The 25,278-nt window shown below is 43.6% G+C and carries 23 protein-coding genes and 1 pseudogene; 8 read left to right on the top strand and 16 right to left on the bottom strand.

The genetic code is table 11. The annotated features are described in order from the left end of the window. Positions 1-117: 117 nt before the first annotated feature. On the top strand, positions 118-351 hold the full coding sequence (locus tag F6K51_RS09145) for a hypothetical protein (RefSeq protein ID WP_009149134.1): 234 nt from the start codon (positions 118-120) through the stop codon (positions 349-351). A 400-nt stretch (positions 352-751) separates the two neighbouring features. Here F6K51_RS09145 and F6K51_RS09140 read toward each other — a convergent pair whose 3' ends face one another. The 8 genes and pseudogenes from F6K51_RS09140 to F6K51_RS09105 all read right to left on the bottom strand — a co-directional run bounded on the left by F6K51_RS09140 (position 752) and on the right by F6K51_RS09105 (position 10,432). Beyond that, the gene (locus tag F6K51_RS09140) at positions 752-3,385 is read right to left on the bottom strand and encodes a formylglycine-generating enzyme family protein (protein ID WP_293019745.1); all 2,634 of its coding nucleotides are present in this window, start codon (positions 3,383-3,385) and stop codon (positions 752-754) included. Between the two features lie 5 nt (positions 3,386-3,390). Then, on the bottom strand, positions 3,391-4,362 hold the full coding sequence (locus F6K51_RS09135; protein WP_293019743.1) for a MoxR family ATPase: 972 nt from the start codon (positions 4,360-4,362) through the stop codon (positions 3,391-3,393). After that, complete coding sequence (locus tag F6K51_RS09130; RefSeq protein WP_293019741.1) at positions 4,359-5,825, bottom strand: effector-associated domain EAD1-containing protein; 1,467 nt, start codon at positions 5,823-5,825, stop codon at positions 4,359-4,361. Before F6K51_RS09130 ends, F6K51_RS09135 begins: the two co-directional genes overlap by 4 nt. A gap of 150 nt (positions 5,826-5,975) precedes the next feature. After that, positions 5,976-7,064 (bottom strand): effector-associated domain EAD1-containing protein, encoded by a 1,089-nt coding sequence (locus F6K51_RS09125; protein WP_293019739.1) that lies wholly within the window; start codon positions 7,062-7,064, stop codon positions 5,976-5,978. A 208-nt stretch (positions 7,065-7,272) separates the two neighbouring features. Beyond that, a pseudogene (locus F6K51_RS09120) lies at positions 7,273-8,451 on the bottom strand (IS630 family transposase). 140 nt (positions 8,452-8,591) lie between these two features. Continuing rightward, positions 8,592-9,143 (bottom strand): chorismate pyruvate-lyase family protein, encoded by a 552-nt coding sequence (locus F6K51_RS09115; protein WP_293019737.1) that lies wholly within the window; start codon positions 9,141-9,143, stop codon positions 8,592-8,594. Positions 9,144-9,145: 2 nt separating this feature from the next. Continuing rightward, entirely contained in the window at positions 9,146-9,283 is a 138-nt protein-coding gene (locus tag F6K51_RS09110) for a hypothetical protein (protein ID WP_293019735.1), read from the bottom strand. Between the two features lie 276 nt (positions 9,284-9,559). Further along, positions 9,560-10,432, bottom strand: coding sequence for an S-methyl-5'-thioadenosine phosphorylase (locus F6K51_RS09105; protein ID WP_293019734.1), 873 nt, complete (start codon positions 10,430-10,432; stop codon positions 9,560-9,562). 115 nt (positions 10,433-10,547) lie between these two features. Between F6K51_RS09105 and F6K51_RS09100 the strand changes: the two genes are divergently transcribed. Further along, positions 10,548-11,003, top strand: coding sequence for a hypothetical protein (locus F6K51_RS09100; protein ID WP_293019732.1), 456 nt, complete (start codon positions 10,548-10,550; stop codon positions 11,001-11,003). 398 nt (positions 11,004-11,401) lie between these two features. On the opposite strand, the gene F6K51_RS09095 is transcribed toward F6K51_RS09100, so the two are convergent. Beyond that, complete coding sequence (locus F6K51_RS09095; RefSeq protein ID WP_075897241.1) at positions 11,402-11,920, bottom strand: hypothetical protein; 519 nt, start codon at positions 11,918-11,920, stop codon at positions 11,402-11,404. A gap of 586 nt (positions 11,921-12,506) precedes the next feature. After that, positions 12,507-14,777, bottom strand: coding sequence for a pentapeptide repeat-containing protein (locus F6K51_RS09090; protein ID WP_293019730.1), 2,271 nt, complete (start codon positions 14,775-14,777; stop codon positions 12,507-12,509). 460 nt (positions 14,778-15,237) lie between these two features. Between F6K51_RS09090 and F6K51_RS09085 the strand changes: the two genes are divergently transcribed. Beyond that, the gene (locus F6K51_RS09085) at positions 15,238-15,663 is read left to right on the top strand and encodes a hypothetical protein (RefSeq protein WP_293019728.1); all 426 of its coding nucleotides are present in this window, start codon (positions 15,238-15,240) and stop codon (positions 15,661-15,663) included. A gap of 115 nt (positions 15,664-15,778) precedes the next feature. On the opposite strand, the gene F6K51_RS09080 is transcribed toward F6K51_RS09085, so the two are convergent. The 5 genes from F6K51_RS09080 to petB form a co-directional block, all read right to left on the bottom strand. Next, positions 15,779-16,159, bottom strand: a complete 381-nt coding sequence (locus F6K51_RS09080; protein WP_070391577.1) for a hypothetical protein — start codon at positions 16,157-16,159, stop codon at positions 15,779-15,781. Positions 16,160-16,728: 569 nt separating this feature from the next. Next, positions 16,729-17,874, bottom strand: a complete 1,146-nt coding sequence (locus F6K51_RS09075) for a glycosyltransferase family 4 protein (protein WP_293019725.1) — start codon at positions 17,872-17,874, stop codon at positions 16,729-16,731. A 310-nt stretch (positions 17,875-18,184) separates the two neighbouring features. Then, complete coding sequence (locus F6K51_RS09070) at positions 18,185-19,531, bottom strand: transposase (protein ID WP_293019724.1); 1,347 nt, start codon at positions 19,529-19,531, stop codon at positions 18,185-18,187. Positions 19,532-19,722: 191 nt separating this feature from the next. Continuing rightward, positions 19,723-20,205 (bottom strand): cytochrome b6-f complex subunit IV, encoded by a 483-nt coding sequence (gene petD, locus F6K51_RS09065; RefSeq protein ID WP_075897229.1) that lies wholly within the window; start codon positions 20,203-20,205, stop codon positions 19,723-19,725. A 99-nt stretch (positions 20,206-20,304) separates the two neighbouring features. Further along, the gene (petB, locus tag F6K51_RS09060) at positions 20,305-20,973 is read right to left on the bottom strand and encodes a cytochrome b6 (protein ID WP_070391575.1); all 669 of its coding nucleotides are present in this window, start codon (positions 20,971-20,973) and stop codon (positions 20,305-20,307) included. Positions 20,974-21,193: 220 nt separating this feature from the next. On the opposite strand from petB, the gene ctpA reads away from it, so the two are divergent. After that, positions 21,194-22,429 carry a carboxyl-terminal processing protease CtpA gene (gene ctpA, locus F6K51_RS09055; protein WP_293019720.1) on the top strand — a complete coding sequence of 412 codons (1,236 nt, stop codon included), beginning with the start codon at positions 21,194-21,196 and terminating at the stop codon, positions 22,427-22,429. Positions 22,430-22,498: 69 nt separating this feature from the next. On the opposite strand, the gene F6K51_RS09050 is transcribed toward ctpA, so the two are convergent. After that, entirely contained in the window at positions 22,499-23,032 is a 534-nt protein-coding gene (locus F6K51_RS09050) for an MBL fold metallo-hydrolase (protein WP_293019769.1), read from the bottom strand. A gap of 246 nt (positions 23,033-23,278) precedes the next feature. On the opposite strand from F6K51_RS09050, the gene F6K51_RS09045 reads away from it, so the two are divergent. The 4 genes from F6K51_RS09045 (at position 23,279) to F6K51_RS09030 (ending at position 25,159) form a co-directional block, all read left to right on the top strand. Continuing rightward, the gene (locus F6K51_RS09045; RefSeq protein ID WP_071105647.1) at positions 23,279-23,470 is read left to right on the top strand and encodes a hypothetical protein; all 192 of its coding nucleotides are present in this window, start codon (positions 23,279-23,281) and stop codon (positions 23,468-23,470) included. Between the two features lie 470 nt (positions 23,471-23,940). Beyond that, positions 23,941-24,591, top strand: coding sequence for a Uma2 family endonuclease (locus F6K51_RS09040; protein WP_293019768.1), 651 nt, complete (start codon positions 23,941-23,943; stop codon positions 24,589-24,591). 87 nt (positions 24,592-24,678) lie between these two features. Next, positions 24,679-24,855, top strand: a complete 177-nt coding sequence (locus F6K51_RS09035; protein WP_293019717.1) for a hypothetical protein — start codon at positions 24,679-24,681, stop codon at positions 24,853-24,855. A gap of 106 nt (positions 24,856-24,961) precedes the next feature. Further along, a complete protein-coding gene (locus F6K51_RS09030; protein WP_293019716.1) occupies positions 24,962-25,159 on the top strand; it encodes a cyanobactin class RiPP in 198 nt (65 codons plus the stop codon). The last annotated feature ends 119 nt before the right edge of the window (positions 25,160-25,278 follow it).

Here is a 25,278-nt window from a genome sequence, read left to right as displayed (position 1 = left end):
CTATTTACTATTATAGCAATTTTAAATTTCGTAATAAAAAAAATTCCTAAACCCCTTGACACTTGATTAATTTATTTATATATTAATAATGTACAACATTTAAGGATACTGTTGATCATGACTAAAAACATTCCGCCTAACTCCGATGACAATCAAACTCCTGAAAACCCTGGTCGTAAACCTAAGAAAGTCAAGTACGTTTTGATCGGTTCTCCTGAACAAGTTCGGAATACGATTAATGCCATCTATGGCCTGAAATACGCCTATCCCGACGAGTGGAGCACTCCAGAACCTACTGAAAAGCCTGGTGAGGTTATGACCTTTTTGATTCGATATTTTTATGTAGACTAGGATAGGATTTTGCCAGGGTTTTGACGCCCTGGCGACTAGGAATTGTGGAGGTTATTTTGAAGCGATCAGCTTATGGGTTAGGTCACAGGCTGGAAGCCTGTGCCACAAAGCTGACCACTGATGAATGTATTCGTTGATCAGCAGTATCTAGATTTGAGTTGAGCTGCGCTGTATTTGTGGTGGCTTACACAATAGAAATCGGTCAAGCATTGGGGTTAACCAGAACTTGACCGATTTTTTTTTATTGGTATTGCACTAGGCATTAAGCTTAGGACATTGTCTTGATGCAGTCGCTCATGGGGGAAACCCCCAAGACCGCGCTGCATCGCTCCTAAACTCCGAAACGTAAGTAATCGCTTACTTTTGACTTCTGACTTCTAACTTCTGACTTGCGCAAGGGCTATTTCCTCCCAACACCCCTCGCCACACGAAAACCGACAAAGAGGTAGAGGAAATCGCGCGCGTGATAGTAGTTGCGGGAGGCAGAACGGCAAAGCCTAGGATTGACGTCCCAGGACCCGCCCCGCAGTCTGCGATAATCATTATTATTATTAAGCCATACACTCCCATCTATAGGGGCTCCTTCGTAATTATCATGCCTTGGATCCTCACACCACTCCCAAACATTGCCGTGCATATCGTATAAGCCAAAGCGGTTGGGGGGAAAACTTCCTACTTCGGTGGTTTCTGCTCGATATTCCCCTTCTGCTTCCTGTGCATAGGTATAGGAAGCGTCATAATTAGCTAATGTATTGCTAATGGTCTCTCCATAATGGAATGGCGTGGTAGTTCCTGCTCTACAGGCGTATTCCCATTCCGCTTCACTCGGTAATCTGTATTCGGTTCCTGTATATTCAGAAAGGCGATCGCAGAATTCCACCGCATCGTCCCAGCTTACTTGCTCTACTGGTCGATTGTCTCCTTTAATGTGAGAGGGGTCTGGCTTTAAGTCCCGGTTAACTTTTGGGAGGTTGTTGGCCACAGCTCGCCATTGCGCCTGGGTTACCTGATATTTCCCTAGGAAGAAGGGTGGGATGGTTACTTGGTGTTGAGGTCTTTCCCTTTGATAACTCCCCCTCTCAGTTTCCGGGGAACCCATTAAGAAGGGTCCTGCTGGGATATACACCATATCTAGGTCTACTCCATTCCCCAGATCTTGAGTGAAATAATCCGCTTGCTTATTTTCTTTCTTGATTATTACTCCTTTACGGTTAACTGTTACTACTTCAAAGGAAAACTGCTTTAACCCTGAGGGATTAGCTGAGGTAGGGGTTTGTGAGATGAGTAGTTCTTCAGCTAAACGAGCATACTCCCCTCCTAATCGCTGTAAAACTTGAGCCTTGAGGTGTGCAAAGGGACGAATTTTTTGGTCTAACCAATCATTACTTGCAGTTGCCGGTTTAAGTAAAAGCGCTTCAAATTCCTTTACTGATAACCCTAACTTTTTAGCAATAAACTCAGATACTTTATCAAGAACTGAAACGGTTTTACTAATGGGTACAGAATCTACTAATAACTCCCTTACCCCTGGCTTAAATTCGTACTCAATATAATCCGGATTTGAATCTTGGTCTACAGGGGTTATAGACTGGAGCAGTCCACTCATAAACACCTCCGCTACGTGAATTTGGGCAGATTTTGGTAGCAGGGTTTGCTGAATTAGTTGCACTACAGGTAAACTAACTGGAGCAGCTGCCATTAATCCAGCTAACCGACGCGCCATCGGAGAAGCCGTCGCACGAAATCGACTAACTAATGCTGGTGCTTCGAGTTGGGGTTGACTGGGTTTAGCATCTACCCCTGTTCTCTCTGCTTGGGGGTCTTGGGATACATCAAAGTTAAACCCCACTGTACTAACATTTCCCTGACCAGCTATTACCTGTGAGCACGCCAGCAGCGGGTAGGGTTCTAACGTAACGACGGGAACATTGACAGAGGATTTATTCTGAATAGACTTACTGTTCCCTGTTCCCTGTTCCCTGTTCCCGACTTCTGAAAGAAGTCCAATGTCATCTTCATCCCAAGGTTTAACAATAAACTGAGAATTGACAACTCCAGGACTAAAAGAATGCAGTTGCACTGGTGTTTCTGAACCTAAAGCCGTGCGTTCCCAAAGCCGTTCAGGAAGTAGCTGAAGGATAGTCAGTAAACCATTGCGTCCCCAAAACTCTAGCACTGGATGAATTAATTGTCTGCGCCAAGCCACAGAAATACAATCACTCACCAATAAAATTAAACGTTGTTTCTTCGGGTCAATTAAGACCTGGGGAGGATAGGGCGTGGAGTCATACCGACCGGTGCTAGTTTGAGGAAATAAGTCTACCTTTGGTTTATTGATGTCTTGTGTTTCAGTAATCCTTAATTCCCACGTGCGTACATCTCGAAACGCTCCATGATGCTTGACTAAATGTTGCAGTTCAATGATTGTCTGTTTCCAAACCGCAGTTGAACTAGTTTTTTCAACCACCAACGCTAACTCTAACCATCGTTCGGAAGCGGGTTTCAGAACTGGTAGCCAAATGTTTGATTCGGCAATTTGGTAAACAGTAGCTTCTTCATCCAATATCGTTTCTGTAGCAGATGGGACTTTCCGCTTTAACGGACGAAGTGCCCGTCCCAACGCCAGACTATTTCTCAATGCTACCGCTGCTGGCACTTTAATCGGAATTGCTTCTCCACTTGCTTTAGTCTTTTTAGGTTTGGAAGAGGCAAGACCAACATCAGCACCAGGTTCTGTGACTTCAGGTAACGGTAATTCTTGGGTATCTGGTTGGATATCTGGAGTTTGATTTGGGGGTTGCGGTGATTGGTCTTGGGATACCGTTGATGATTGCGATCGCTTTTGTGGTTGCTGTGATTGGTCTTGGGATACCGTTGATGATTGCGATGGCTGCTGTGGTAATGGCTGCTGTGGTTCCTCTGACTGGTCTATGGGCTGGTCTAGATGAACAGCCAACCAGAAAATTTCTGCTATTTCCCGAGCAGTTAAATCAAATCCTGCTTGTTGTAGAATAGCGATCGCTTTTTCAACCATATCCCTTAGGTACTACTGAGGTACTGCAGCAATCGGTCAATTAACCTTTCTTTGTTCTGGTCTTTGTCTTCTTCTTGAGAGTCAACCATGGGAGCATCGTCTGTATTGACTGTGTTAGTTAATATATAAATGGCATTAAGCAATTGGTCTGTAGCCAAGTTTCCTTTCTGCCGTCGCTTGAGAAAGGTTTCAATAATCGGTTCAGCTTGTTCAAGACTATCCCCTAAATGAGCTTTGACAATTGCTTCTAATTCCTCCCGAGTTGGTTTCCGTAAATCTAATCTTAAACAGCGTCGTAAAAAAGCCGGGGTAAATTCCCTCTCTCCGTTACTGGTCAGGACTACAAAAGGAAATGCATCACAGGTTACCTTTCCTTTGTCGATGGTTGTACTTTGATTATCCCAGGTTTTGACAACAATCTTTGGAAACTGCTCAACTAGTCGTGTTAATTCCGGGATTTCAAATTCTCCTTCCTCAAAAATAGTCAATAAATCATTGGGTAAATCAATATCGCTTTTATCCATTTCATCAATTAATAATACCCTCGGGTAAGTTGAGGGGAGTAACGCTGTTCCCAAGGGACCCAATTGAATATACTTACCAATTTTCCTTAAATTATCTTTGCCGCTTCCTTGAGCATCTTGTAATCTACCAATGGCATCATAACTATAAAGTCCTTGCTGTAAATGGGAGCGAGTGGTAATATTCCAACGTAACACTTCTCCTAATTGTAACTCTTGAGCGACTGCATAGGCTAACGATGTTTTTCCTGTGCCTGGTTTTCCGGTTACTAATAAAGGACGACGCAGATACAACGCTGCATTGACTAACTCTATTTCCTCTGGCCTGGTCTGATAGGTTGTACCCCGTTCTGTTTTGTCAAATTTCCGCCAGCTAGGAGGCTCAGGAAGGCGTTCAATGCCATTGTGGGGTTCTTCGGGAGTTCCGCGAAAGATTTTCCAAGAGTTATTAGTCATAAGGTTGTATAGTCAATCTGGGGTGGTAGTAGATAGGGGTCTTCCCACAAAAGAGAAAGATGGTGTCCGATATGTTCTTGTTTATTCCCTTTTCCAAAAGCGTCTAAACGTTGTTGTTTTACCTTTTCGGGAAGCTGATTTATTTGAGAATTGAGTAATTGCTCGAGTTCATATTGACAATTAATAGTTGTAAAATTATTTTTCCTGAGCCATAAAGCAACTGGTATTGCCGTCGTGTCAATTACTCTAAATATATTATTACATGGTGATTTATTTAATTTTAATGCCGCATTTGTTGTCTCTAAATAAGCATATAATTTATTCCAGTCATTAAAATTAGTAACATCAACAAATTTTTGGGCGCATCTATTTTGACAACTAGATTTGATTGTTTCCCATTTTGTGATGCAATTTGTTCGGTAAGGAATTTCTTTCAAATTATCCAAACGTTTAAGAGAGCGAATAACTACGCAATACTGGCTACCAATAGGAAGTGTTAAATCAAAATTATTTTTAATTTCAATTCTTTCAAATTCATAGTTCAAGAGTTGATAAGGCAAAACAAATACAATACTTGGTTTACAGGAAGATTTTTTATAATATTGGTTTGACTGATTTAGAAAAAATTTTATTAACTTTTGCAAGTCTTCAAGAGAGAAGACATCTTGTTCAGATTCTCCATCAGCTAGTGGAGTCTCTAAAAATTTACAGTCTTGATGATTTCGGAAGTAATCATAATTACTTATGTCAGGAATAAACCAAGCTGAAACGAAATAACTAGGTTGACGTTGTTGGTGATATTGCTTACTGGGATCTACCTTGACAAGCAGATAAGGTTGTGCATGTAAATTTTGTTGCTGATGATTTTGAGAGTTACTGCTACTCTGAGATAATAAATCAGAAGGGTTATTAGCATTTTCTTTTATCCATTGCTTGAGTTTATCACCATGAGATTTGGGAATATCACCAGTTTTTAATAAACGAGCGACAAATTGTACAATAAGTTTTTCATCATCATTTTGTTGAGGGATATCATCCAAATTCCCTAGGATTTCAGCTAAACTTTCAGGGAGTTCGTCTTCCCAATCATCCAATAATTCATCGGGACAGCAAGCTCTATAAGCTTGTTGCATTTGGTTGATAAAGTTTTTTTCTAAAGGAAGCAATAATTTGACTAAACTAGTGGTAATTTTAAATTTTTCCTTGATTGCCTTTAAGTCAGGATTATCTGGATTTTCTTTAAGGGCTTTGTTAATTAATTTTATTAATTTATTTTGATTATTAAAATCGTCAACTAATTCCTGAACAATTTCTTTTAAATTTTTACCACCAGCAACCTCTTCAAGATGTATACTGAATTGATACAGCACCATCATTTTTAAGTCAGGTTTACTAGGGAAAGCACTACACAGTGCTTTGTTTATCTTTTTGAGGAGATAACCAGGGGGATTTCCAGCATTCATTGATGGTTACTTCAAGACCTGTGAACAATAGAAGTTAATACTCTGACTCTAATTAAGTATCTACACTCTGATGATAACTACTTCCCTAAATTCTGCTTTATTTGCTGGTATTTGGCAACCTGGTGGCGGCTTACAGGTTCAGACAACCATTCACCACATTGCTTCACCTTTAAGTAAATCTGTCAATAACCCTTGCTTCTCTAACCGCGCACAAATAGCACTGAAGGGGCTGCCAGCGTTATAACTAGGTTTCCAGCTTGGGTCACCACTATGATGCAGGGCTACTAAATTCCAGTTAATATCAAAACATGGAGAACCAGAGGAACCGGGTTCGGTATTGGTTTTATACTTAACCGTTGTCCCATTCTCGTTAATAGTAATAATAGCCTCGGTGTCAAAGGCTATTTTTAAGGGTTCGGCCTTGGGATGCTGCACGATAAACAGTGGAGTATTGGGCACAAACTGATAAGGCTCTTGTGGTAACTCAATCCACTGGCGCTTGGGAGAATCGGGATCGGGATTTTTCCCAATCGGTTCTTCCCCAGGAACTCCATCTACTCTCAGCAAGGCATAATCCAATTCGTCAGGGGTTGGTAACGGATTGTTGGTATAACGACTTTGATCAATTAGCCAGTCATCCTCTACTAAGCGATACTCTGTACCTGGGTTGATAACTTTACCATCCCCTAACTGCTTGTAGTCAAAACGCAGGATAACATTACTAGACGTTGCTTGTTCTAAAATTACCGATTCCACCACATGGTAATTAGTAATAACCACATTGGGCGCAATCAGAAAACCTGTCCCAAATTCCTGACTATTATCGTTATTCGTAACTTCTACACGACAGACTTGCCCTTCAATTTGACCTAACTTCTCCCGCCACTGATTTACATCTAAAAAAGAATTGGTTTTCTTAATCAGTCTTTCTAATCTACCTCTTGCTGATAGCGGTTGCGGCATAGCAATAGCAAGATTAAACTCCTGGGCAAAGGCGAATAAGGCTGAGTTATCTGGATTTGATTCACGGGCACCTGCAATCAGGTTATCAACCCATCCTTCTGCTTGGGCAGCTTTAATTAACTTAAATACAATTTCTTTTAAGTCGTCTCCCATTGAAATAGCATCTAGATTTTTACTGAATTTATATTCAACTAATTCAGCAAGTCTTGATTTTGATGGGAACGCCTTAAGTAAAGCATCGGTTAATTGTTGATATTGCGGTCCTGTTAGTTTCATAGTTCAGTTGAATTATTAAGCAATAAAATAATAAATTAAAACTATAGCGTTTATTATACCAACTCCCGACTCCCGACTCCCGACGGGTGCATCTCATTTTTTCTGTTTGACCCGGTGGTGCGTTACGGGACGGGCTGTCCCAACACTGGCAAAAATGTGGAAAATCAGGGCTCGCCCGTCCCTAACGCACCCTACTGGACTGGCACAGCTAATTTGGTGCATTAGAATCTGCCATCTCTTCATCTTCAAACACTGGATAAAGGTGTTTAAGTTTGACTCTGGCATCCGGGGTTGAAAAATGCCAAATTACTTGACTGGCTGTTTTGTTTCGCTCTTGTTCCCAAGCTTTTAACTTCTTTTCCAATTTTTCAGGACTAGAAATCCTGCGGGCTAAACATTGTTTGGTTAAAATGCTTAGTTCAATCTCTGCTACATTTAACCAACTGCCATTACGAGGAGTATGATAAATTTCTAGTCGTCTGGCAAGACGATGAGCTTCATCAGCCGGGAAAGCTTCATAAAGAGAAGCAATCCACATGAGTATTGAGATTATCGCAGACTAATTTGACTTTACTAGCATGGGGATAGTCAACATCCAGTAATTGGCGAATTTCTTCCGCCCAGTCTACACGAGACCGATGGTCTCGATTGCTAACTCGCCGCCATCCAGCATTAGGGTCAAAAAACATAAACAGGGCTTGTGTCCCTTCACGAGTATAGTGATAATCTTCTTTCTGGTCTTGACCAGGTTGCATTTTAATCGGTTTATAGAGATGATCTAGGAGTTGGACTGATGCTTCATCCATACAAATCAATGGCTGATCTCGACAATGCTCAGAACAGTAAAGGTCTAAAATTACTTCCATCTGGGCGACAAATCTGGCCAAATCTCGTTCAGGAATACAGAAACGTTTTACTTTCCAAGGACGTAGCTGGTTTTTTTTAAAGTGCGACGTACCGTTTCACGAGAGATTTCTGTGACTACTCTTCGCTTTTTCAGTTCCGATGTCAGTAGTCTAATCGTCCAATCTGCTCTTCCTTCTGGAGGGTCTGAACAACACATGGCAATGATTTGGGCTTCTGTCGCGCCATCTATTTTTGGCGGAGTTGGTGGTTTCTTTCTTAACCTTCTATTGAGTGCTGGTTCTTCTCCTTGGGTCAGATATCTTTTTCTGATACGCCCTACGGTATTTCGATGTAGATTTAAAGCTTTGGCTATCCCTTCATCTGTCCATGTATCTATCGCTTGTTCTCCTTCGTCACACATCAGAAGAACCCTAGCGTGGAGGATTTTCTTGGCAGGAGCATAGCCATTGCGACTGATGTTTTCTAGTCTTCGTCTTTGTTCGATTGTCAGCAGCACTTTATCTCTACGACCTCTTCCCATTTTTTTGACCTCAAATAATGATCCTTCTATTGCACTATTTTAGCTGTGCCAGTCCACTACGCCTCTTCCCACCCTCCCGACTCCCGACTCCCGACTCCCGACTCCCGACTCCCGACTCCCTACTCCCTACTCCCTACTCCCTATACTCTATTCAAAAAATAGCTTTCAGGAAAATATTCACTAATCATCATTACGGATTGGCGATTAGAAAAGACGCAATAGGTACGAAAAAGCAAATTTGCTTCCGGTTCAATCTGGAAATAATCAGCTAATTCCTTAGCTGGCTTTTTTCCAGTATCCACAATTTCTTTAAAGGTCTCGAATCTCTGCTCTCGCCAGATTTTGCCAATGGGGGTTTTAGTTTTAAGTAAATCTTTTTGAAAGTACTCATCTAGACGATCAATAACAATAATTGACTCAGCATAGATATAATTCTTGCGACTTATTTTACCCTGTAATAGTATTTTCCTATCAAGTACTGAGCTTCCTTTATTTAATTGCATTGGATCTATATCATCAGTTGTCGTTACCAATTCTTCCGACAACTTAACTAGACGAATCTGTTCAAACAGATAGGCTTCCAACATATCGGTTACTGTGCCATCTGTCGTTAAGAGAATTCTTTGGAAAATACTCAGAGTCGAGGGGTCTATATAACTTCGATTTAGGGATTGCTGTAGATCATTTCTCATTTTTAATAGCAATTATTATTGGGGTGAGGTATAAATTCTTGGGTTTTAGGGAGTAGGGAGTAGGGAGTAGGGAGTAGGGAGTAGGGAGTGGGGAGTGTGGGAAGTTTGGGGAGGGTGGGGAGTGGGAAAAAATTATCCAAGCTCTTTCCTACTTTTCCCTGTTCCCTATTCCCTGTTCCCTATTTCCTTGTACCTATAACACCAAAAAATTTTCCAAGGTCTTTCCTACTGCTCCGAAGTCCCTGCTCCCTGCTCCCTTGATAAAAACGCTATATATAGCGTTTATTGCATGTATGAGGTACAATTATCAACCTCAAAGTCCCCCTTTTTAAGGGGGATTTAGGGGGATCCCTTTGTACCTCATGGGAAAGAGAATTGCTATATATATCCTGCGCCACCTTTCGATATTTGCGATTTTACAAATACTTCTGCAACAACAACTCCAACTTCTCCTTAGTTGCTTCTGGAGCCTGATCTAAGGGAGTGAAAATAGCATGCTTCAAGGCGGAATGGGCTTTAGAAACGGGTGGATTTTCAACTAACCGGCGCACTGTCTCTTGAATCACCTTCTGAGCATTAATCGCATTGCGCTGTAGATTATCAAGTATCATATTCACGGTGACATGGTCATGATCCTCATGCCAGCAATCATAATCCGTGACTAGGGCGAGGGTAGCATAGGCAATTTCCGCCTCCCGTGCTAACTTGGCCTCTGGCAAATTGGTCATGCCAATTACTTTTGCGCCCCAACTGCGGTAGAGATTAGATTCCGCCATGGTGGAAAATGCTGGACCTTCCATGCACAGATAAGTCCCACCGTTATGTACGGTCACCTCTGGTAACTCCAAACTTGCGATCGCATCCACTAAAATTCCCGCCAGTTGGTTACACACCGGGTGTCCAAACCCAATATGAGCCACAATCCCTTCCCCGAAAAAGGTCGAAACCCGATTCTTCGTCCGGTCAATAAACTGATCCGGTACCAGCATATCTAAGGGTTTGACCTCTTCCTGGAGAGAACCTACTGCTGAGGCAGAAATGATATACTCCACGCCTAACTGCTTCATGGCATAGATATTGGCTCGGAAGGGTAACTCCGAAGGCATCAAATGATGATTGCGACCATGACGAGATAAGAAAGCCACAGTAGTTCCTTCTAGGGTTCCCACCATCAAGGCATCGGACGGAGGACCAAAGGGGGTTTCAATCGGTACCTCCTGCACATCCTTGAGAGCAGCCATTTTGTAAAGTCCGCTACCGCCAATAATCCCAATTTGTGCTTTTACCATGGTGTTTGTGCTTGCTGTGCCTCAGTCCAACGCTTTGTTATTTTACCAATTGTATTAATTTTTGTTAAGGGATTTTACAATACAGACTGATGTTCCGATGCAATAGTTTTGGCTTATGTCTGACCAACCTCTTGGTAAACCCCGTCCTCTGGTAAAAGTGATGCTGCTATCGGTAGCCACATTAATGTTGTACTACGGTTGGTACAAGTGGATCATTCAGGAAGAGTTGCGACACTATAACAGTTATGGTTGGTCCGGTACCCTGTGCTTACTACCTTTCGTTTTAGGTGTCGCCGTTCCACAAGCCTTATGGATATTAGATCCCGATGTTCCTGGCTGGTTTGGTTGGTTTTCCCTGGTCGGTATAGTTTGGATTTACATTGTGCAGTTTAGGCTTTATCGCACAGTAAACGAACTGTATCGACGAGAAGGAATGACAGAACCTCTGGTAGTGTGGTGGATTTTTATACCTGGCTTAAATTTAATAGTGGGATTAAAGCAAATTCATGTACTGAGCAAGTTTTGGGCAATGAAACAGGAAACTATACCGGACGGGGCTATTTTGAATTGAAGCAAACAGGGCGAAGAGTTTGGGGAGAGGGGAGGGACTTCGGAGCAGGGACTTCGGAGCAGGGAGAACGGAAAAAATCCTGTGTACTTTATGACTATGAGAGTTGCTATATTACTCGATTCAGGACTTCTGAGCAAAACGAAAAGAGCAAAACGAAAAGAGCGATGCTCTGAAAGAGCCGCTACGCGAACGCATTTTCCCAATCCAAACTATCCTTGATCAAGGCAAAAGCCTGGCATGGTCAAGACTACACCATCGCTAACGCCAGGTGATTATAAAGTAATATAGCAATCCGTGTCGGAATTGTGAGAATTTTTGATGCCATATTCCCTACTCCCTACTCCCTACTCCCTATTCCCGACTCCCGACTCCCGACTCCCGACTCCCGACGATTCAAACTAAAATCTTAAACCAAATCCACCTTGAACAGAAGCAGCCACGCCGCCACCCTCCCGATAGGCATCAAAAGCAATAATCGCATTACCAAACAAAACCGTTTGGCTATTAGGGATCATAAAATCAATACCAGGTTGTATAGCAAAACTCGTTTTATCTCCTACTGGTGAGGGAGAGTGACCGCTAGCAAATACAGCCCCTGCTCCCACGTAAGCATCGGTTTGCCAGTTAAGGGGGAAATCGTAACTAATTGTTGGCACAATAGCAGTGCCAGCACCAATCAGGGCTTGTGTCCGGAAGGAAATCGGGATTTCTAGGAATTTGTAGCGAAACGCAATTAATCCACCAATTTGCTGACCTTCTCCATCATCATCCTTTGTAATACCAAAGGTAGGACCGATTCCCACATAACTTCCGTAGGCAGCTTGAGCAAATGCTGGTTGCGACTTAATCATTAAACTAGCCAGACTCCCCAGCACCAGCGTTCCTAGTGTGGACAATAAACCAATAGCATTACCCATTTCCTCAACTCCTCAATACCTAATTCTAATGATGGCTGCTTTCTCGCTCATATTAGCTTAATTGCTTTGGTGAAACTAATATAGCAAAGGGAATAGGGAACAGGGAATAGGGAACAGGGAATAGGGAACAGGGAATAGGGAACAGGGAACAGGCAAGAAAGTAAAAATTATTTGATTATAATATAAACCGCTATATACAGGTTGATGTTTTGTTCACTGTTGATAGTTAACTTTAAATCAACGCAATCCATTAAGCAATCTATTCTGGTTAAGGGGGTTTTCAACTCAAGTCAACTCGAAGATAGTCAATCGACTCAGTAGCTTTTGAATTTATGCGTTCGCGTAGCGGATCTTTCAGAGCATCGCTAATTTTTTGACAATAGAAAAAAATCAAGTAGGCTGATTTTTTTCGTGGTCAATTTATATGATTAAAAGTTTATAGCGTTTCTCATAGTTATCAGGTAAACATGATTTTATTCCTACTCCCTACTCCCTACTCCCTATTCCCTATTCCCTGTTCCCTATTCCCTACTCCCTACTCCCTACTCCCTACTCCCTATTCCCTACTCCCTACTCTAAAATAGTGTCACAAACATCTAGGATGAAGTCCACCATAGGTACAAATATATCGAAGTTGCTGCTCATCTAAATTTTTAACATTGGTAAAATTCACCCCCTTAATCCGGGCTAAATTCGATTTAGGTGGTGGCAAGGTAATAAATTGATTAGCCTTGTTCTGTTTAGCCATAGCAAAGGTAACTCCCAGAAAATCTGCTCCAGCTAAATTAGCCCCTCGCAAATCCGCAGCACTTAGATTAGCGTGACGTAGCTTAGCATTGTACAGCTGGGCATTGCGTAAATTAGCCCCTACCAATTGGGTTGAATTGAAATCAACATTTTTGAGATTAGCATTACTCAAATTTGCCCTAGAAAGATTCGCTCCTTGCCAGCTTGATTGACTTAAATCAGCAGAAGAGAAATCACTCCCCACAGCACTAACTTTGCCCAAACGAGCACCATGAAGACTAGAGAGACTGAATTTTGCTTCCCCCAAATTAGCTCCTGTGAGGCTAGCATTTTCTAAGATAGCTCTACGGAAATCAGCATTAATCAGCTGGGCACTGCTGAGATTAGCACCGATCAGGCTACCGTTATAAAACCTTGCTCGGTTCAGGGTTGCCCCGATTAAATTGGTGCGATTCATCAAGACATTGTCGAGAATAGCACCAGTTAGGTTAACTTCTCTGAGATCAGCTCCGCTGAAGTCACTGACCCAATCATCAAAAGTGCCAAAATGTTCATCCTCACCAGGGCCATAGAAGCGACTACCCTGCAAATTAGCACCGGACAAATTAGCGTAGCGGAAATTAATGCCCGACAAATTCAGATTGTTCAGAATTGGATTAAAATAGCCATAACCCTGATTAACCTTACTGAGGTTAATATAGCTCAGGTTAGCATTATGCACTTGACCGTCGTAGATAGTCAGAATTTTCGAGATAGCTTGCTTAGTTGCTCGGTGCCGCACCGCTAGCACTCCCCCAACCCCTGGTTTACCTTCCCTGGTTAGGGTTTTCTGGTCGTTGGCCAAAGATTGATTCAATATTCGTAGATGGGGAAGGGGTTGAACACCTTTACTGACCAAGGTTTGTTGGAGGGTATCAATCAAGCTAGGGGTATTTTCCTGACCCAGCAAATCCACCAGAAACGGTACAGCACGATGGTCGTCTATCCTACCTAGAGCCAGAATTGATCCCAAACGTTCTTCTTGAGCAGTGCTATCAGTGGAGCTTAATTGTTTCACTAAGGTCAGAAAGACCTGATTTTTCTGCTGATTGAACGCTCGCCAATTGGCCTGACTTTGAATATAGATTTGGGTACCCACAAACGTGCCGAGTACAGAACCCATCCCGCCAAAGGTAACAATTAGCAGAGTAAGACCAGGATTTCGGCGCATCCACAACCAAAGATTGGGGGAGTGCTGTTGAGATTTTGAGTACAGGGTAATGGGATTAACTGTTGCGCTACGGTAACCCCAGGTAGCTTTCTGGTGATTAGACCATTGCCCATCAGTTTCCTCCTCTAGCTCAACCTCTTCATACTCTTGAGACCATTGCCCATCAGTCTCCTCCTCTAGCTCTACCTCTTCATACTCTGGTGAGGGGGAGGATTCAAAACTTGACCAGTACGGCAAGAGCAACCGAGAGGAATCCGACACATAAGTTCCGGCTATGTAGTCGTGGAGGCTGCGATGTTGAGCATTTAATACAGAACTAAAACTCTCTGCCAATAGCATCAATCCTGCCAATCCCAACAAAATTAACAAGTCGGGAAACGCTCCAGTGTAGCGCCAGAGTAGATAAGCACTTCCCAGTGGTAATCCCCAGCGTCCCACTGCCTCACGCCACACCGCACCGATCAAACCAGGCGGTTTTCCCGAAGCGGTAACCACTCGCACTCCAAACCAACCTTTGGGAATAGTTTGACCAGTTTTTCCCAGCAGATAAAGTTGCCATAGGGTTACTCCTACTGGCATCACTAACGAAGCACACCAAAAAAAATTGGTCAGGGGAGTGACTCGCTTGGTTAGTTGTAGGCGCGGGTAAGCTAGAGTTTTTGCGATCGCATTCTGGGTTGCCCCCAACACTGGGTTAAGGGGAACCGGTTCTGCCTTCGAGTATTTTTCTGCATACAAACCAATCCCGTAAGGGAGCAATGCACTAGTAGTTACCAGCGATACTTCCAAAAGCGCTGCCACGCAACGCCTAGTCACCAGTGGCAGAACCAAGTTCAGTCGCAGCGGAAAATACCAGCTACCTTCTCGATGTTGACCTGTTTTTAGAGTGGGGCTAGCCATATTTAATTACCAGGCTGCTTATGGTTGCTTTGTAATGACTTTAAACGCTGATTTCAAGGATCAGTAAGCAAATTCCCCGAGATTATAGCAGATTTTGCTTGATACCATTTTTTTTTGCAAACACCTGATGACTATGTTTAACTATGTCTAGACTTAACCAGTTGAATATCGGCAATAGCACTGAACTGCTATGAAATCAAGCCTCATCATTATATAGCAGTTTTAAATTGGGTGAGGTACCCGTCAGCTATCAGCAGTCAGCCTTCAGCCCTCAGCCCTTAGCCCTCAGCCTTCAGCATTTTAATGCTAGCTGATAACTGATAGCTGATAACTGATAGCTGATAGCTGATAGCTGATAGCTGATAGCTGATAGCTTACCCGAAACAAATTCAAATGGAGATAGTCAAGTAATCTAGAACAAGTGTATTAGTAATAGAACACAAGACTTTAGGGGATGACAATGACTAAACTATTCCCACACTGGATGATTGTTCCGATCACCATAGCTGTATGCTTAAGTAGCGCTGGTGTCGCCAGCGCCGAAACCATCAACCTTGAGCCTGAATTCCAGCCTGATCCCATCGTAGTTACTGGAAACTCTGGAGGATCAAACAAGAGCCAATGCGGTATGATTAGTAACCAGCCCAATCATGTCATTAATTTGAACCAAGATTTTACCTACTTGCGCTTCAACCTAGAAAGCCAGGGCCAGCCCACTCTATTGATTCAGGAGCCCAATGGTACCTCATGTACACAGGCCGATAATTTATCTGGGGGGAATATTGTTAAAATGGGATATTGGGAGCAAGGCAGCTACTCATTCTACGTCGGCGATCGCAATGGTGAACAGCATCCTTATACCTTATCGATCACTAAAACTCCCTAGTACCAGCGTGCAGAATGAAAAGTTCAACAGTCAATAATTATTGTACGTAAGGCTTTTGGGTGCAAGCCTTTTGCCTGACAACTGCAGCGAAGTCTATTGGTGATTAGCGATTACTCTAATCTTCAATCTGCTGAACCGATACCTCAACCGCTTCCACATCAATGGTGCCTGGAGCTGCTAAGCGGTTAAAACGACCCTGTTCTATCTTCAAAACTTCCCCGCAACTGGGGCACTGACACTGGGTATTATTAAACCCAGTAAACTCATAGGCACAGACTGGACATTGATCTTCCACTAGATTACGTCTGAGCCACCAGCGAACTCCGAACCAGGCAATCACTGGTGAGATGATTAAAAAAGCAATCAAAATCAAAAAACCATTGACTACCCATCCCAAGCCAACTGTGCCTAGCAAGAAACAAGTTAAGAAGAACGCTAGCCAACAGCCCATACCTGACAGGTTGAACTGGAACTGTCTCGGGGTATTCTGATTCACAGTTTTCTTTTAACAATAACAAATATGATCGGGTAGTTATATCCTATTGAGTTCTCCCTGGTTTGAAAACGCAGGAATTCTAAGAGTCGTGTCGTTACGCGGGTTAAAACCGCGCTTGGCGCGCTTTCCAATGGCGAATGAGATTCGCCATTGGAAAGCGCCTCTCCACGAAGCTTACAATACTGACTAGAAAAAAATCCAGTCTGTACTGTTGTGGCAGACTCAAAACTGCCCTACCTCCCTGGCCGTAGGCCACGCTACGCGAACGAATTAACAAAAAGTCAACCTGTGGATTTACTTTTAATTTGAATAGCTTTCGGAGTGGTTGTACCAAACAGATCAGGGCAATAAATCGCTACCTTTTGCTGCATTACTTGCCTGTACCATGGTCGTAGGAATTACCCCGTCTCCTCCTGGCCGGAATCTCACCGTACTAGCAAAATATAAACGCGACCAACCTTGTTCTTACTCACGATTCTATTCTAACACGATGGCCGTATGGGAATCCCGGTAAGCTCCCCGGCCACTTAATTTATTGAGTGGCTAACTCTCGCTTGATGTCTCTGTGTTTAAGCAAAATCGAGGAACTCTTTTAACTGCTTTGTCAGAGCCTCTTTACTAAATAATCCTAGGGATTGTTCTCGTAACCACTGACCATCACAGCGCTGATCCTCTCCCTTGAGAATTTCAATACAAGCTGCAGCAACTGCATCAGGGTCTCGATAGGGAACTTGCCAACCAAGCTGACCATCTTGCAACGGATCAGCAGAACCATCAGAATCCCCAGAAAGGACAGGTTTACCACAAGCCATGGCCTCTAGGTATACAATCCCAAAGCCTTCTTGGGAGGGCATGACGTAGGCATCAGCCACTCGGTAGTGTTCCACTAATTCTGGTGTAGGGACAAAACCAGCAAAAACCACCTGATCGGCAACACCCAAATCTTTCGCTAGCTGTGCCAGTCTAGGTTGATCATCACCACGACCAATGACTAGATATTTAACCTCTGGAAAGATTTTTGCGATCGCAGGAAGTGCTTGAATGGTAACATCTACTCCTTTATAAATATCCCCAGACCACAGACGGGCAACGGTCATCAACACATTAGCACCAGCCAGACCATACTTTTCGATTAAGGCTGGTGATTTCGGACCAGGAGTAAAAGTATTCCCATCAACAGCACAAGGCAACATCTTTACCTTTTCAGGATTTAGCTTATTGGCAGCACAAGCGCGATCGCGACTGTAACGACTGATAGTCCAAATTGCTCCTGCCCGGTCTAGGGCATTACGTTCTTTTAGGGGTAAGGGTTGCCAAACCTCTTTGCCATAGGTCAAAACTGTATAGGGAATCCCCAGACTATTGCACAACAGCTGAGTCAGGGGAGCCAGTTTGATATGACCGCAGAAAACATGCTTGGGACGTTTTTGCCATAAATAAAACCATAGCGCTATTGTTAAGCGAACACGCCCTAGCACAGGAGACTTAGTTTTCAGGTAATGGAATTTGAGTGGGTAGACATCAAAGGGATTGTCACAACCTAGACCATCCCGCAGCAAAAATACTTGAGCGCTAGAACTGGTAACAGTCTTAGCAGCAACAGACAAATATGCCTCGAAAATATCTTTGACGTAGGATTGGATGCCCCCTTCACACTCAAAAATCTCTAGGAAAATGAATACGTAGTTAGATGCGGTTTTCTGTGTGTCGCTCAAATTCGTTAGTTTTGAATTCGATTCACCTATCTTACCCTCGAACTATTTCTAAAAGCATTAGGGATATTAGGGAAAAACAACCAAGAACTTGTAGCCATGGGAGACAGGGTTACGATACTTGGCACTGAGGAAATTCTTTGAAATTGCTATCAAGCAAAAATCCCACGGCTCAAAGTACGTGGGATTTTCAGAAAAGCTTTTTTAAAAGACTAATTACGCTACCACTCGAAATCCCACAAACTCTAGATGAAGCTTCCACCACCTGGTTATCACCGTTCGCGTAGCGTGGCGATAGCCAGGTGGTGGTGTCTTATGCTAATCTAGGGCTAGCCGCAGCCCACAAATCACACAAGCAAACCCAGCTTCTAGGTGGTCGTCCAGAACTTTTGCTGGAACGACCCTCACCGTCATTTCTGCGAGTGAGTTTAAACACACCTCTAGCACCGATGTTGTAAGCGCCGTTTAAGTCGGCATTAAACCGCTTACCTGAAGGGAAGGTTGCCAAAGAGTATTTTTGAGAATTTCTCTTAACCGTACCAGAGCCATCAAAAGCAAGTTTAGAGGTATAAGACGCAACGACTTCTATCACTTTTCCACCCAATTCAGCCCATTTCATTTCTGTGAAGTCGCGGATTTTTGCCTTGAGCCATCCGTGGAATCTTTGTTTTAAATTAGACCGCTTTCGTCCACCAATGGGCTTCCACCCTTTAAGATTCTCGAATACAATGGCTTCCGAGTTAAACTTTTCAGCAATCTCAACAATCCGCTTGGAAACAATATGGCCAATTTGGTTATTGATTCTTTGGCATTTTTGATAAGTCAAAGAGCAAAAACCTTTATGTAGTTTTCCTCCTTTTCCCATCGTTTTCGATGCTCTTGCTGATACGGACTTTAGTCGTTTGTCCCTGCGGTCTATGTCTCTTCCAAGATGAATAAAATCACGATGGATTACAGTGCCACTATGGGTTACAACTGCTACGGTAGCGGTAGTATTAATCCCTAAATCTACCGCAGTTATGTTAGCCAATGGCTGGCGTTTTTCTGGTTTGCAAGTAAACGGAACAGACAGATGACAGTACCGTACGTTAAAAATCAACGAAGGGGACATCATCTTGTTTGTAGCTATCTTATGACGCTCTCTTAGACCAGTTATTTGAACTGTAGTCCAAACCCAATCTTTACCATTAAAAGCCTTGATTTCGATTTGGTCAAAACCATGTAGCTTGTAACATTGACCTTTGTACAAAGCTGGATAGCAGCCAGTATCAGCATTTAATCTTGGTGGCTTGCTATCTTTTCTTTTTCGACTACCAGACTGCCATTCACGGTATCGAGTCACATAACTACTAACCTGTCCAGCGGCAAATGCTATCGCAGCTCGACGGTAGTAACTAGGGAACTTGTAAAAAGCCTTGTTGAATTGTGGATATTTGATATTTGGACGCTTGGCTGTTTTATGCATCAACTTTTCGACAGCAGGAGTTAGCTGTACAGCAGTCAAGCCACCAAGCTCAGACCAATGAGTATAGATAATACCGACTAAGTACCTACAAGCCTGACGATAAACTTTAACCGTCTCCGAAAACAAGATTTTTTGTCCGGGAGACGGATTAAGCTTCCATTTATCAGTCCTGATGACTTTGGTCGGCGTTTTCACTAGTCTATGATTCTATTGTTAGTTAATATTTTAACCTCTAAAAATGTAGACGACAATAGATTGATTGATGTTTTAGGTTTTTAGCTATTGTTGTTGGCGTGGACTAACCCCCACCTGGACGAGGTGGGGGAATGCGTCTCACGTCTTGTTCAAACTCTAGTTGTAGGATCAGCCTGATGGTTAGGCTTATCTTAAAACAGACCCAAAGTCAAAGACTGATCAATGGGGAAGGTAGCACCAACACCAAGCCAGATGGTGACTAGGGTACCAAATAAAAATACCGTAGTTGCCACTGGACGGCGGAATGGGTTCTGGAATTTGTTAACACCTTCGATGAAGGGAACCAGCATCAGACCCAAGGGAACTGATCCCATAGCAGCAATACCCAAAAGTTTATTAGGGAGAATCCGCAAAATTTGGAAAACAGGATATAGATACCATTCCGGGAGGATTTCTAACGGTGTGGCAAAGGGATCTGCTGGCTCACCAATCATAGCTGGATCGAGCACAGCTAAACCAATGCATAGAGCAATGGAACCCATGATTACCACTGGGAAAACGTAGAGGAGGTCATTAGGCCAAGCTGGCTCGCCATAATAATTATGACCCATCCCCTTGGCTAGTTTGGCACGTAAAATGGGATCGTCTAGATCCGGCTTTTTAAGAACTGACATTGCTTAAATTATTCTCCTTAATAAGTAAAGGTAAGCAGGTGGCAGCAGGAAGGTTTGCATTTAGTTTTAACACTTTCCTGACTTTTAGTCAGTACAGATTTACAACGGACCAGAAATGCCCTGTTTGCGAATCATCAGGAAGTGCAGCAGCATGAAGACAGCGATAAACCAGGGTAGAACAAAGGTATGTAGGCTGTAGTAGCGACTCAGAGTACCCTGACCTACACTAGTACCACCGCGCAGCAGTTCGACGATTAAAGAACCAACTACGGGAATAGCTTCAGGAACGCCAGATACAATCTTGACCGCCCAGTAACCAACTTGGTCCCAAGGCAAGGAGTAGCCAGTCACACCGAAAGAGACTGTAATTACTGCTAAAACTACCCCTGTCACCCAGGTCAGTTCACGGGGCTTTTTGAAACCACCAGTCAGATAGACCCGGAAGACGTGCAGAATCATCATCAGCACCATCATGCTGGCAGACCAGCGGTGAACAGAGCGGATCAGCCAGCCAAAGCTCACTTCAGTCATAATGTACTGTACAGAGCTAAATGCCTCAGCGACCGTCGGCTTGTAGTAGAAGGTCATGGCAAATCCAGTAGCAAACTGGATTATAAAGCAAGTTAGAGTAATTCCACCCAGGCAGTAAAAAATATTAACGTGGGGAGGTACGTACTTTGAAGTGATGTCATCGGAAAGTGCCTGAATTTCCAGACGCTCCTCAAACCAGTCGTATACTTTCGAGTCAGTGATTTGCTTAGAAAACATGAGGCCAGAGTTTCCGAAAGGATTTTGCCGTCAGACGTTGAATGTCGGAGTCTTCAACTCCCTAAGTTACAACGAATACAGCCTATATGTTACATGATGTTAATTTTAACATGACTTGCTTCATTAATTTGCCGTAAACTCTGGCGGTTACAGCCCTAATATTATACCTGATAGCGGTTACAGGTAATATAACTTAACAAGTACTCTAATAATTTTGATCATGCACAAACGATCCTTGTGGGTTGGACTGTTACTAATCTTGCCAATCATGCTATTGTCTGCCTGCTGGACACCAAAAGCGGCTGCCTTCTCTCAGGAGGAAAGGCTTTTCTCCCAAGCATGGCGGATTGTCTCTCAATCCTACGTTGATGATACCTTTAACCATCAAAATTGGTGGTCGTTACGTCAGAAGACCTTGAAAAAGCGGCTGCCTAATCGTGAAGCTACCTATACTGCCATAGAAACAATGTTAGGGAGTCTTGGGGATCCCTTCACACGATTGCTCAGACCTGAACAATATCATAGTTTGCAAATCAGCACCTCTGGTGAACTCTCCGGTGTCGGGCTACAAATTGCCATTGATGTGGAAACTGGTCAGTTAGAAGTAATCACCCCAATTGCTCAATCACCAGCGGATTTAGCCGGTATCCGACCACGGGATCACATCCTAGAAATTGATGGCATGCTGACTAGGGACATGACTCTAGATGAAGCGGCAGCGCGGATGCGTGGACCAATTGGTACAACAGTTACCTTGAAGATTCAAAGCCAGAAAGAACAGCCAAAATTGGTGGAAATAGTACGCGATCGCATTTCCCTAAACCCAGTGTATTCTGTCCTCGATACCCAGGACAATAGAGACCCAGTCGGTTATATTCGCCTGTCTCAATTTAGTGCCAACGCCCCAATGGAAGTTGCCCACGCCGTTGCTAAACTCAAGGAGATGGGTGCAGATGGCTATATTCTTGATCTCAGGAATAATCCAGGGGGTCTCTTGCAGGCAGGTATTGAAATTGCTCGCCTCTGGTTAGATCAAGGCACTATTGTTTACACCGTTAACCGCCAAGGCACCATTGGTAGCTTTGAAGCCTATGGTGACGCTCTTACGGAAGACCCCTTGGTTGTATTAGTTAATCAAGGCAGCGCCAGTGCTAGTGAGATTCTAGCTGGGGCTTTACAGGACAATGGTAGGGCAAAGCTAGTCGGGGAAAAAACCTTTGGCAAAGGGTTAATTCAGTCCTTATTTGAACTAATAGATGGGTCAGGATTAGCAGTTACCGTTGCCAAGTACGAGACCCCCAATCACCGGGATATTAATAAATTAGGGATTGAGCCAGACTTGGAAGTGCCTTTAGAAGCAATTAGTTTGAGCGAAGTGGGAACAAAAGCAGATACTCAGTATCAGGAAGCAATCAAGTTGTTAACCTCTGATACTTTTCTTGCTAAGGCAAGTTAGATTATCTGTAGATTAGGGCGTCAGAGCATCAGGGGGTCAGGGCGTCAGATATATAGCTCTTCTGGGTTTTTAAACTTCGCCCAAACTTGCTGATAAATGCTGATAAGCTTGGTCAATCACGCCTTTGCCTCGCAAAAAACCAGTATTGGCACCAGGACAGATAAATTGAAGAGTCTCTGGGGTAAAACGCTCAAGCAACGATTGCAGACTCCGAATCTGTCTCGGCCAATGAAATGTTTTCGGGGTTCGCAGGGGCAACAGTTCTCCTTGTTTACTAGGAAGCAAATGACGCCCAGAAAATAGCACACCCCCGGCACCAGTGTAGTAAAGACAAGAAGAACCAGGAGAGTGACCAGGAGTCCAAATGACGTAGCAGTAGGGATTTATAGTCAACTCCTGGTGAAATGTAACTAGGTCTAATCCCGGCAGTAAGTAAGCCTCTTGTTCTTGAATCAGGACTTGGCACCCCATACTCTCCTGAATTTCCTTTGCTTTACCAATACCACCCCGATGGGTAATTACCAGTGATGAGACTCCCCCTTGCTCACGCAAAAATTGATAAAAATATTGTATGTCTCTAATTACTATGAGAACCGCTATAATCTACAATATTTTTTGCCTGCTGCCCAATATTTCGNAAAGCCAAAAATAAACATCTACACAAAAGGGTGGACTGAATAGGCTTGAGCCGGATGAGTGTGAAAGTCTCAAGTCCGGTTCTTAGGGGAGGAGGAGATGGTAACATCTCCTGCCTTACCCGCCAAACGTCCACGGGAAGAGCCAGCCAACGGATTTTGCGAGGCCGGTGTGGCTGGCTCTTGGTCCCCAGTACAAGGAGATACATAGATTATGTCTTACCATCAACGCCTACATCCATGGGTGATTATTAGGCTGCTATCGAAGATGCAACGGGTCGTTGTTGCTCGTTTCCGCAAGCGTTCAGATGCCGAGGGCCATTTAAAGGCTTTGAAACGGTTGATGCCGGATGCTGAATTTATTATTATTTTTGATCACGGCGAGCCTATAGAGGAAGAGTTGTAAGGAATCAGCGGTCAGTTATTAGCTGCGTAGGGTGTGTTAGGGACGAGCTCACCCTAATTTTGCGCCTCAACGCCCGGGGAACAGCCCGTCCCGTAACGCACCACCAAAACAGCAAATATGAAATGCATCCGTTTAATCTGAGCTATCAGCTATCAGTACACATAATTTAAGTAGGGTGGGCAAAGTTTTATGGTATCGAATACTGATTTAAACCCAACTTTTTTTGCCCACCCTACAAGCTAAAACTTAGAGTAAATTGAGTGTAAAAAAAAACGAATTCAAGTAGGGTGGGCAAAATTATATTATCTAGAATACTGATTTGAACCCAACTTTTTTTGCCCACCCTACAAGCTAGCTTATGCGATCGCACTTTTGCCTCTTGCCTCTTGCCTCTTACCTGCTCCCTGCTCCCTGCTCCCTGCTCCCTAAAAACCCAAAACTTTGTACTTAACTACATTGCAAACCGCTCTATGACTATTTCTACCCTACCCTTAACCATACCCCCCCTAGAAAACGGCGACACACTCACCCGTTTTGAATTTGAGCAGCGCTACGCCGCTATGCCCGAGATCAAAAAAGCTGAATTAATAGAAAGATGTGTGTATATGACTCCTGCTGTTCATGCTAAAGCTCACGGTAAACCCCATGCTCACATTATGGGATGGCTGGTTGCCTACGAAGCGGTTACTACTGGTGTAGAAGTTTTGAATAACTCTACCGTGGGTCTAGATGCTGACAACGAAGTCCAACCCGATGCTCTGCTGCGCATCGAGGAAAATGGACAATCTACGATCAGCAACGACGACTATGTCGAAGGGGCACCGGAACTGATTGTTGAAATTGCGGCCAGTAGCGCGTCGTATGATCTACACCAAAAGTTCAATGTCTATCGCCGTAATCAGGTGCAGGAGTATTTGGTCTGGCGAGTGTATGACCAAGAATTGGATTGGTTCTGTTTACAAGAGGGGAAATATATTGCCTTGCAACCTGATCAATCAGGCATTCTCACTTCAACAATTTTCCCTGGTTTGTGGCTAGCCAAATCCGCCTTATTATCAGGAGATCTAGGCACTGTGTTAGGGGTTTTACAAGAGGGAGTAGGGAGTAGGGAAATAGGGTGATAGGGAGATGGGGAGATAGGGAGATAGGGAGATTTTAAGCGATCGCATAAATACTCGTAGGGTGGGCATTGCTGAACATGATCTTTATTGAACGACGAGCAATTAAATAGCAATGCCCACCAACACCTTGCCTGTTGCTGCTTGACTCCAATACTCCCCATCACCCCATCACCCCATCACCCCAACTCCCCACCCTTCCTCCTCCCGACTCCTGATTCCCGATTCCCGACTCCCTACTCCCGATTCCCAATTCTTAATTCTTAATTCTTAATTCTACATTCCCAACTCCCCATTCCCCTTGACTCTCCGCCCTTATCCAATGGTATTCTAACCACTAGAAATAACTAAAAATAAAGAGGAGCAAAACAAAATGGGCAAAAAGAAATTACTCCCTGGCCAAAAATCTCCCATCCTACGTTCCACCACCGCAAAGCCCATCCCCGGCTTGACCGAAACCGAGCTGACGACTGGATGGGACGGGCAAGCCCAGGGGCTCCAACCCGCCCAACAGTGTCAAACACTACATAGTTATGCCTGTCCTCCTTTTGCCGGAGACGATGCGGAGTAAGACTCAGTCGATCTAAACAAGCGGCAAGTTGTATCAAAAGTCTTTTTTATAGTGGCTGTTCAAAGTTTTGTGGAACAGGCATCTTGCCCATTGCTCCTGTTACAATTCTCCCCATCTCC

Origin of the sequence: Moorena sp. SIO3I8, assembly GCF_010692325.1 — a bacterium.
Taxonomy (GTDB): domain Bacteria; phylum Cyanobacteriota; class Cyanobacteriia; order Cyanobacteriales; family Coleofasciculaceae; genus Moorena.
Note: the sequence above shows the minus strand (reverse complement) of the source record. Positions and strands in the feature narration are given on the sequence as shown.

Coding starts and splice junctions, on each gene's coding strand:
- F6K51_RS09145 (WP_009149134.1), top strand. CDS start 118: ATGACTAAAAACATTCCGCCTAACTCCGATGACAATCAAACTCCTGAA.
- F6K51_RS09140 (WP_293019745.1), bottom strand. CDS start 3,385: ATGGTTGAAAAAGCGATCGCTATTCTACAACAAGCAGGATTTGATTTA.
- F6K51_RS09135 (WP_293019743.1), bottom strand. CDS start 4,362: ATGACTAATAACTCTTGGAAAATCTTTCGCGGAACTCCCGAAGAACCC.
- F6K51_RS09130 (WP_293019741.1), bottom strand. CDS start 5,825: ATGAATGCTGGAAATCCCCCTGGTTATCTCCTCAAAAAGATAAACAAA.
- F6K51_RS09125 (WP_293019739.1), bottom strand. CDS start 7,064: ATGAAACTAACAGGACCGCAATATCAACAATTAACCGATGCTTTACTT.
- F6K51_RS09115 (WP_293019737.1), bottom strand. CDS start 9,143: ATGAGAAATGATCTACAGCAATCCCTAAATCGAAGTTATATAGACCCC.
- F6K51_RS09105 (WP_293019734.1), bottom strand. CDS start 10,432: ATGGTAAAAGCACAAATTGGGATTATTGGCGGTAGCGGACTTTACAAA.
- F6K51_RS09100 (WP_293019732.1), top strand. CDS start 10,548: ATGTCTGACCAACCTCTTGGTAAACCCCGTCCTCTGGTAAAAGTGATG.
- F6K51_RS09095 (WP_075897241.1), bottom strand. CDS start 11,920: ATGGGTAATGCTATTGGTTTATTGTCCACACTAGGAACGCTGGTGCTG.
- F6K51_RS09090 (WP_293019730.1), bottom strand. CDS start 14,777: ATGGCTAGCCCCACTCTAAAAACAGGTCAACATCGAGAAGGTAGCTGG.
- F6K51_RS09085 (WP_293019728.1), top strand. CDS start 15,238: ATGACTAAACTATTCCCACACTGGATGATTGTTCCGATCACCATAGCT.
- petD (WP_075897229.1), bottom strand. CDS start 20,205: ATGTCAGTTCTTAAAAAGCCGGATCTAGACGATCCCATTTTACGTGCC.
- petB (WP_070391575.1), bottom strand. CDS start 20,973: ATGTTTTCTAAGCAAATCACTGACTCGAAAGTATACGACTGGTTTGAG.
- ctpA (WP_293019720.1), top strand. CDS start 21,194: ATGCACAAACGATCCTTGTGGGTTGGACTGTTACTAATCTTGCCAATC.
- F6K51_RS09045 (WP_071105647.1), top strand. CDS start 23,279: ATGTCTTACCATCAACGCCTACATCCATGGGTGATTATTAGGCTGCTA.
- F6K51_RS09040 (WP_293019768.1), top strand. CDS start 23,941: ATGACTATTTCTACCCTACCCTTAACCATACCCCCCCTAGAAAACGGC.
- F6K51_RS09030 (WP_293019716.1), top strand. CDS start 24,962: ATGGGCAAAAAGAAATTACTCCCTGGCCAAAAATCTCCCATCCTACGT.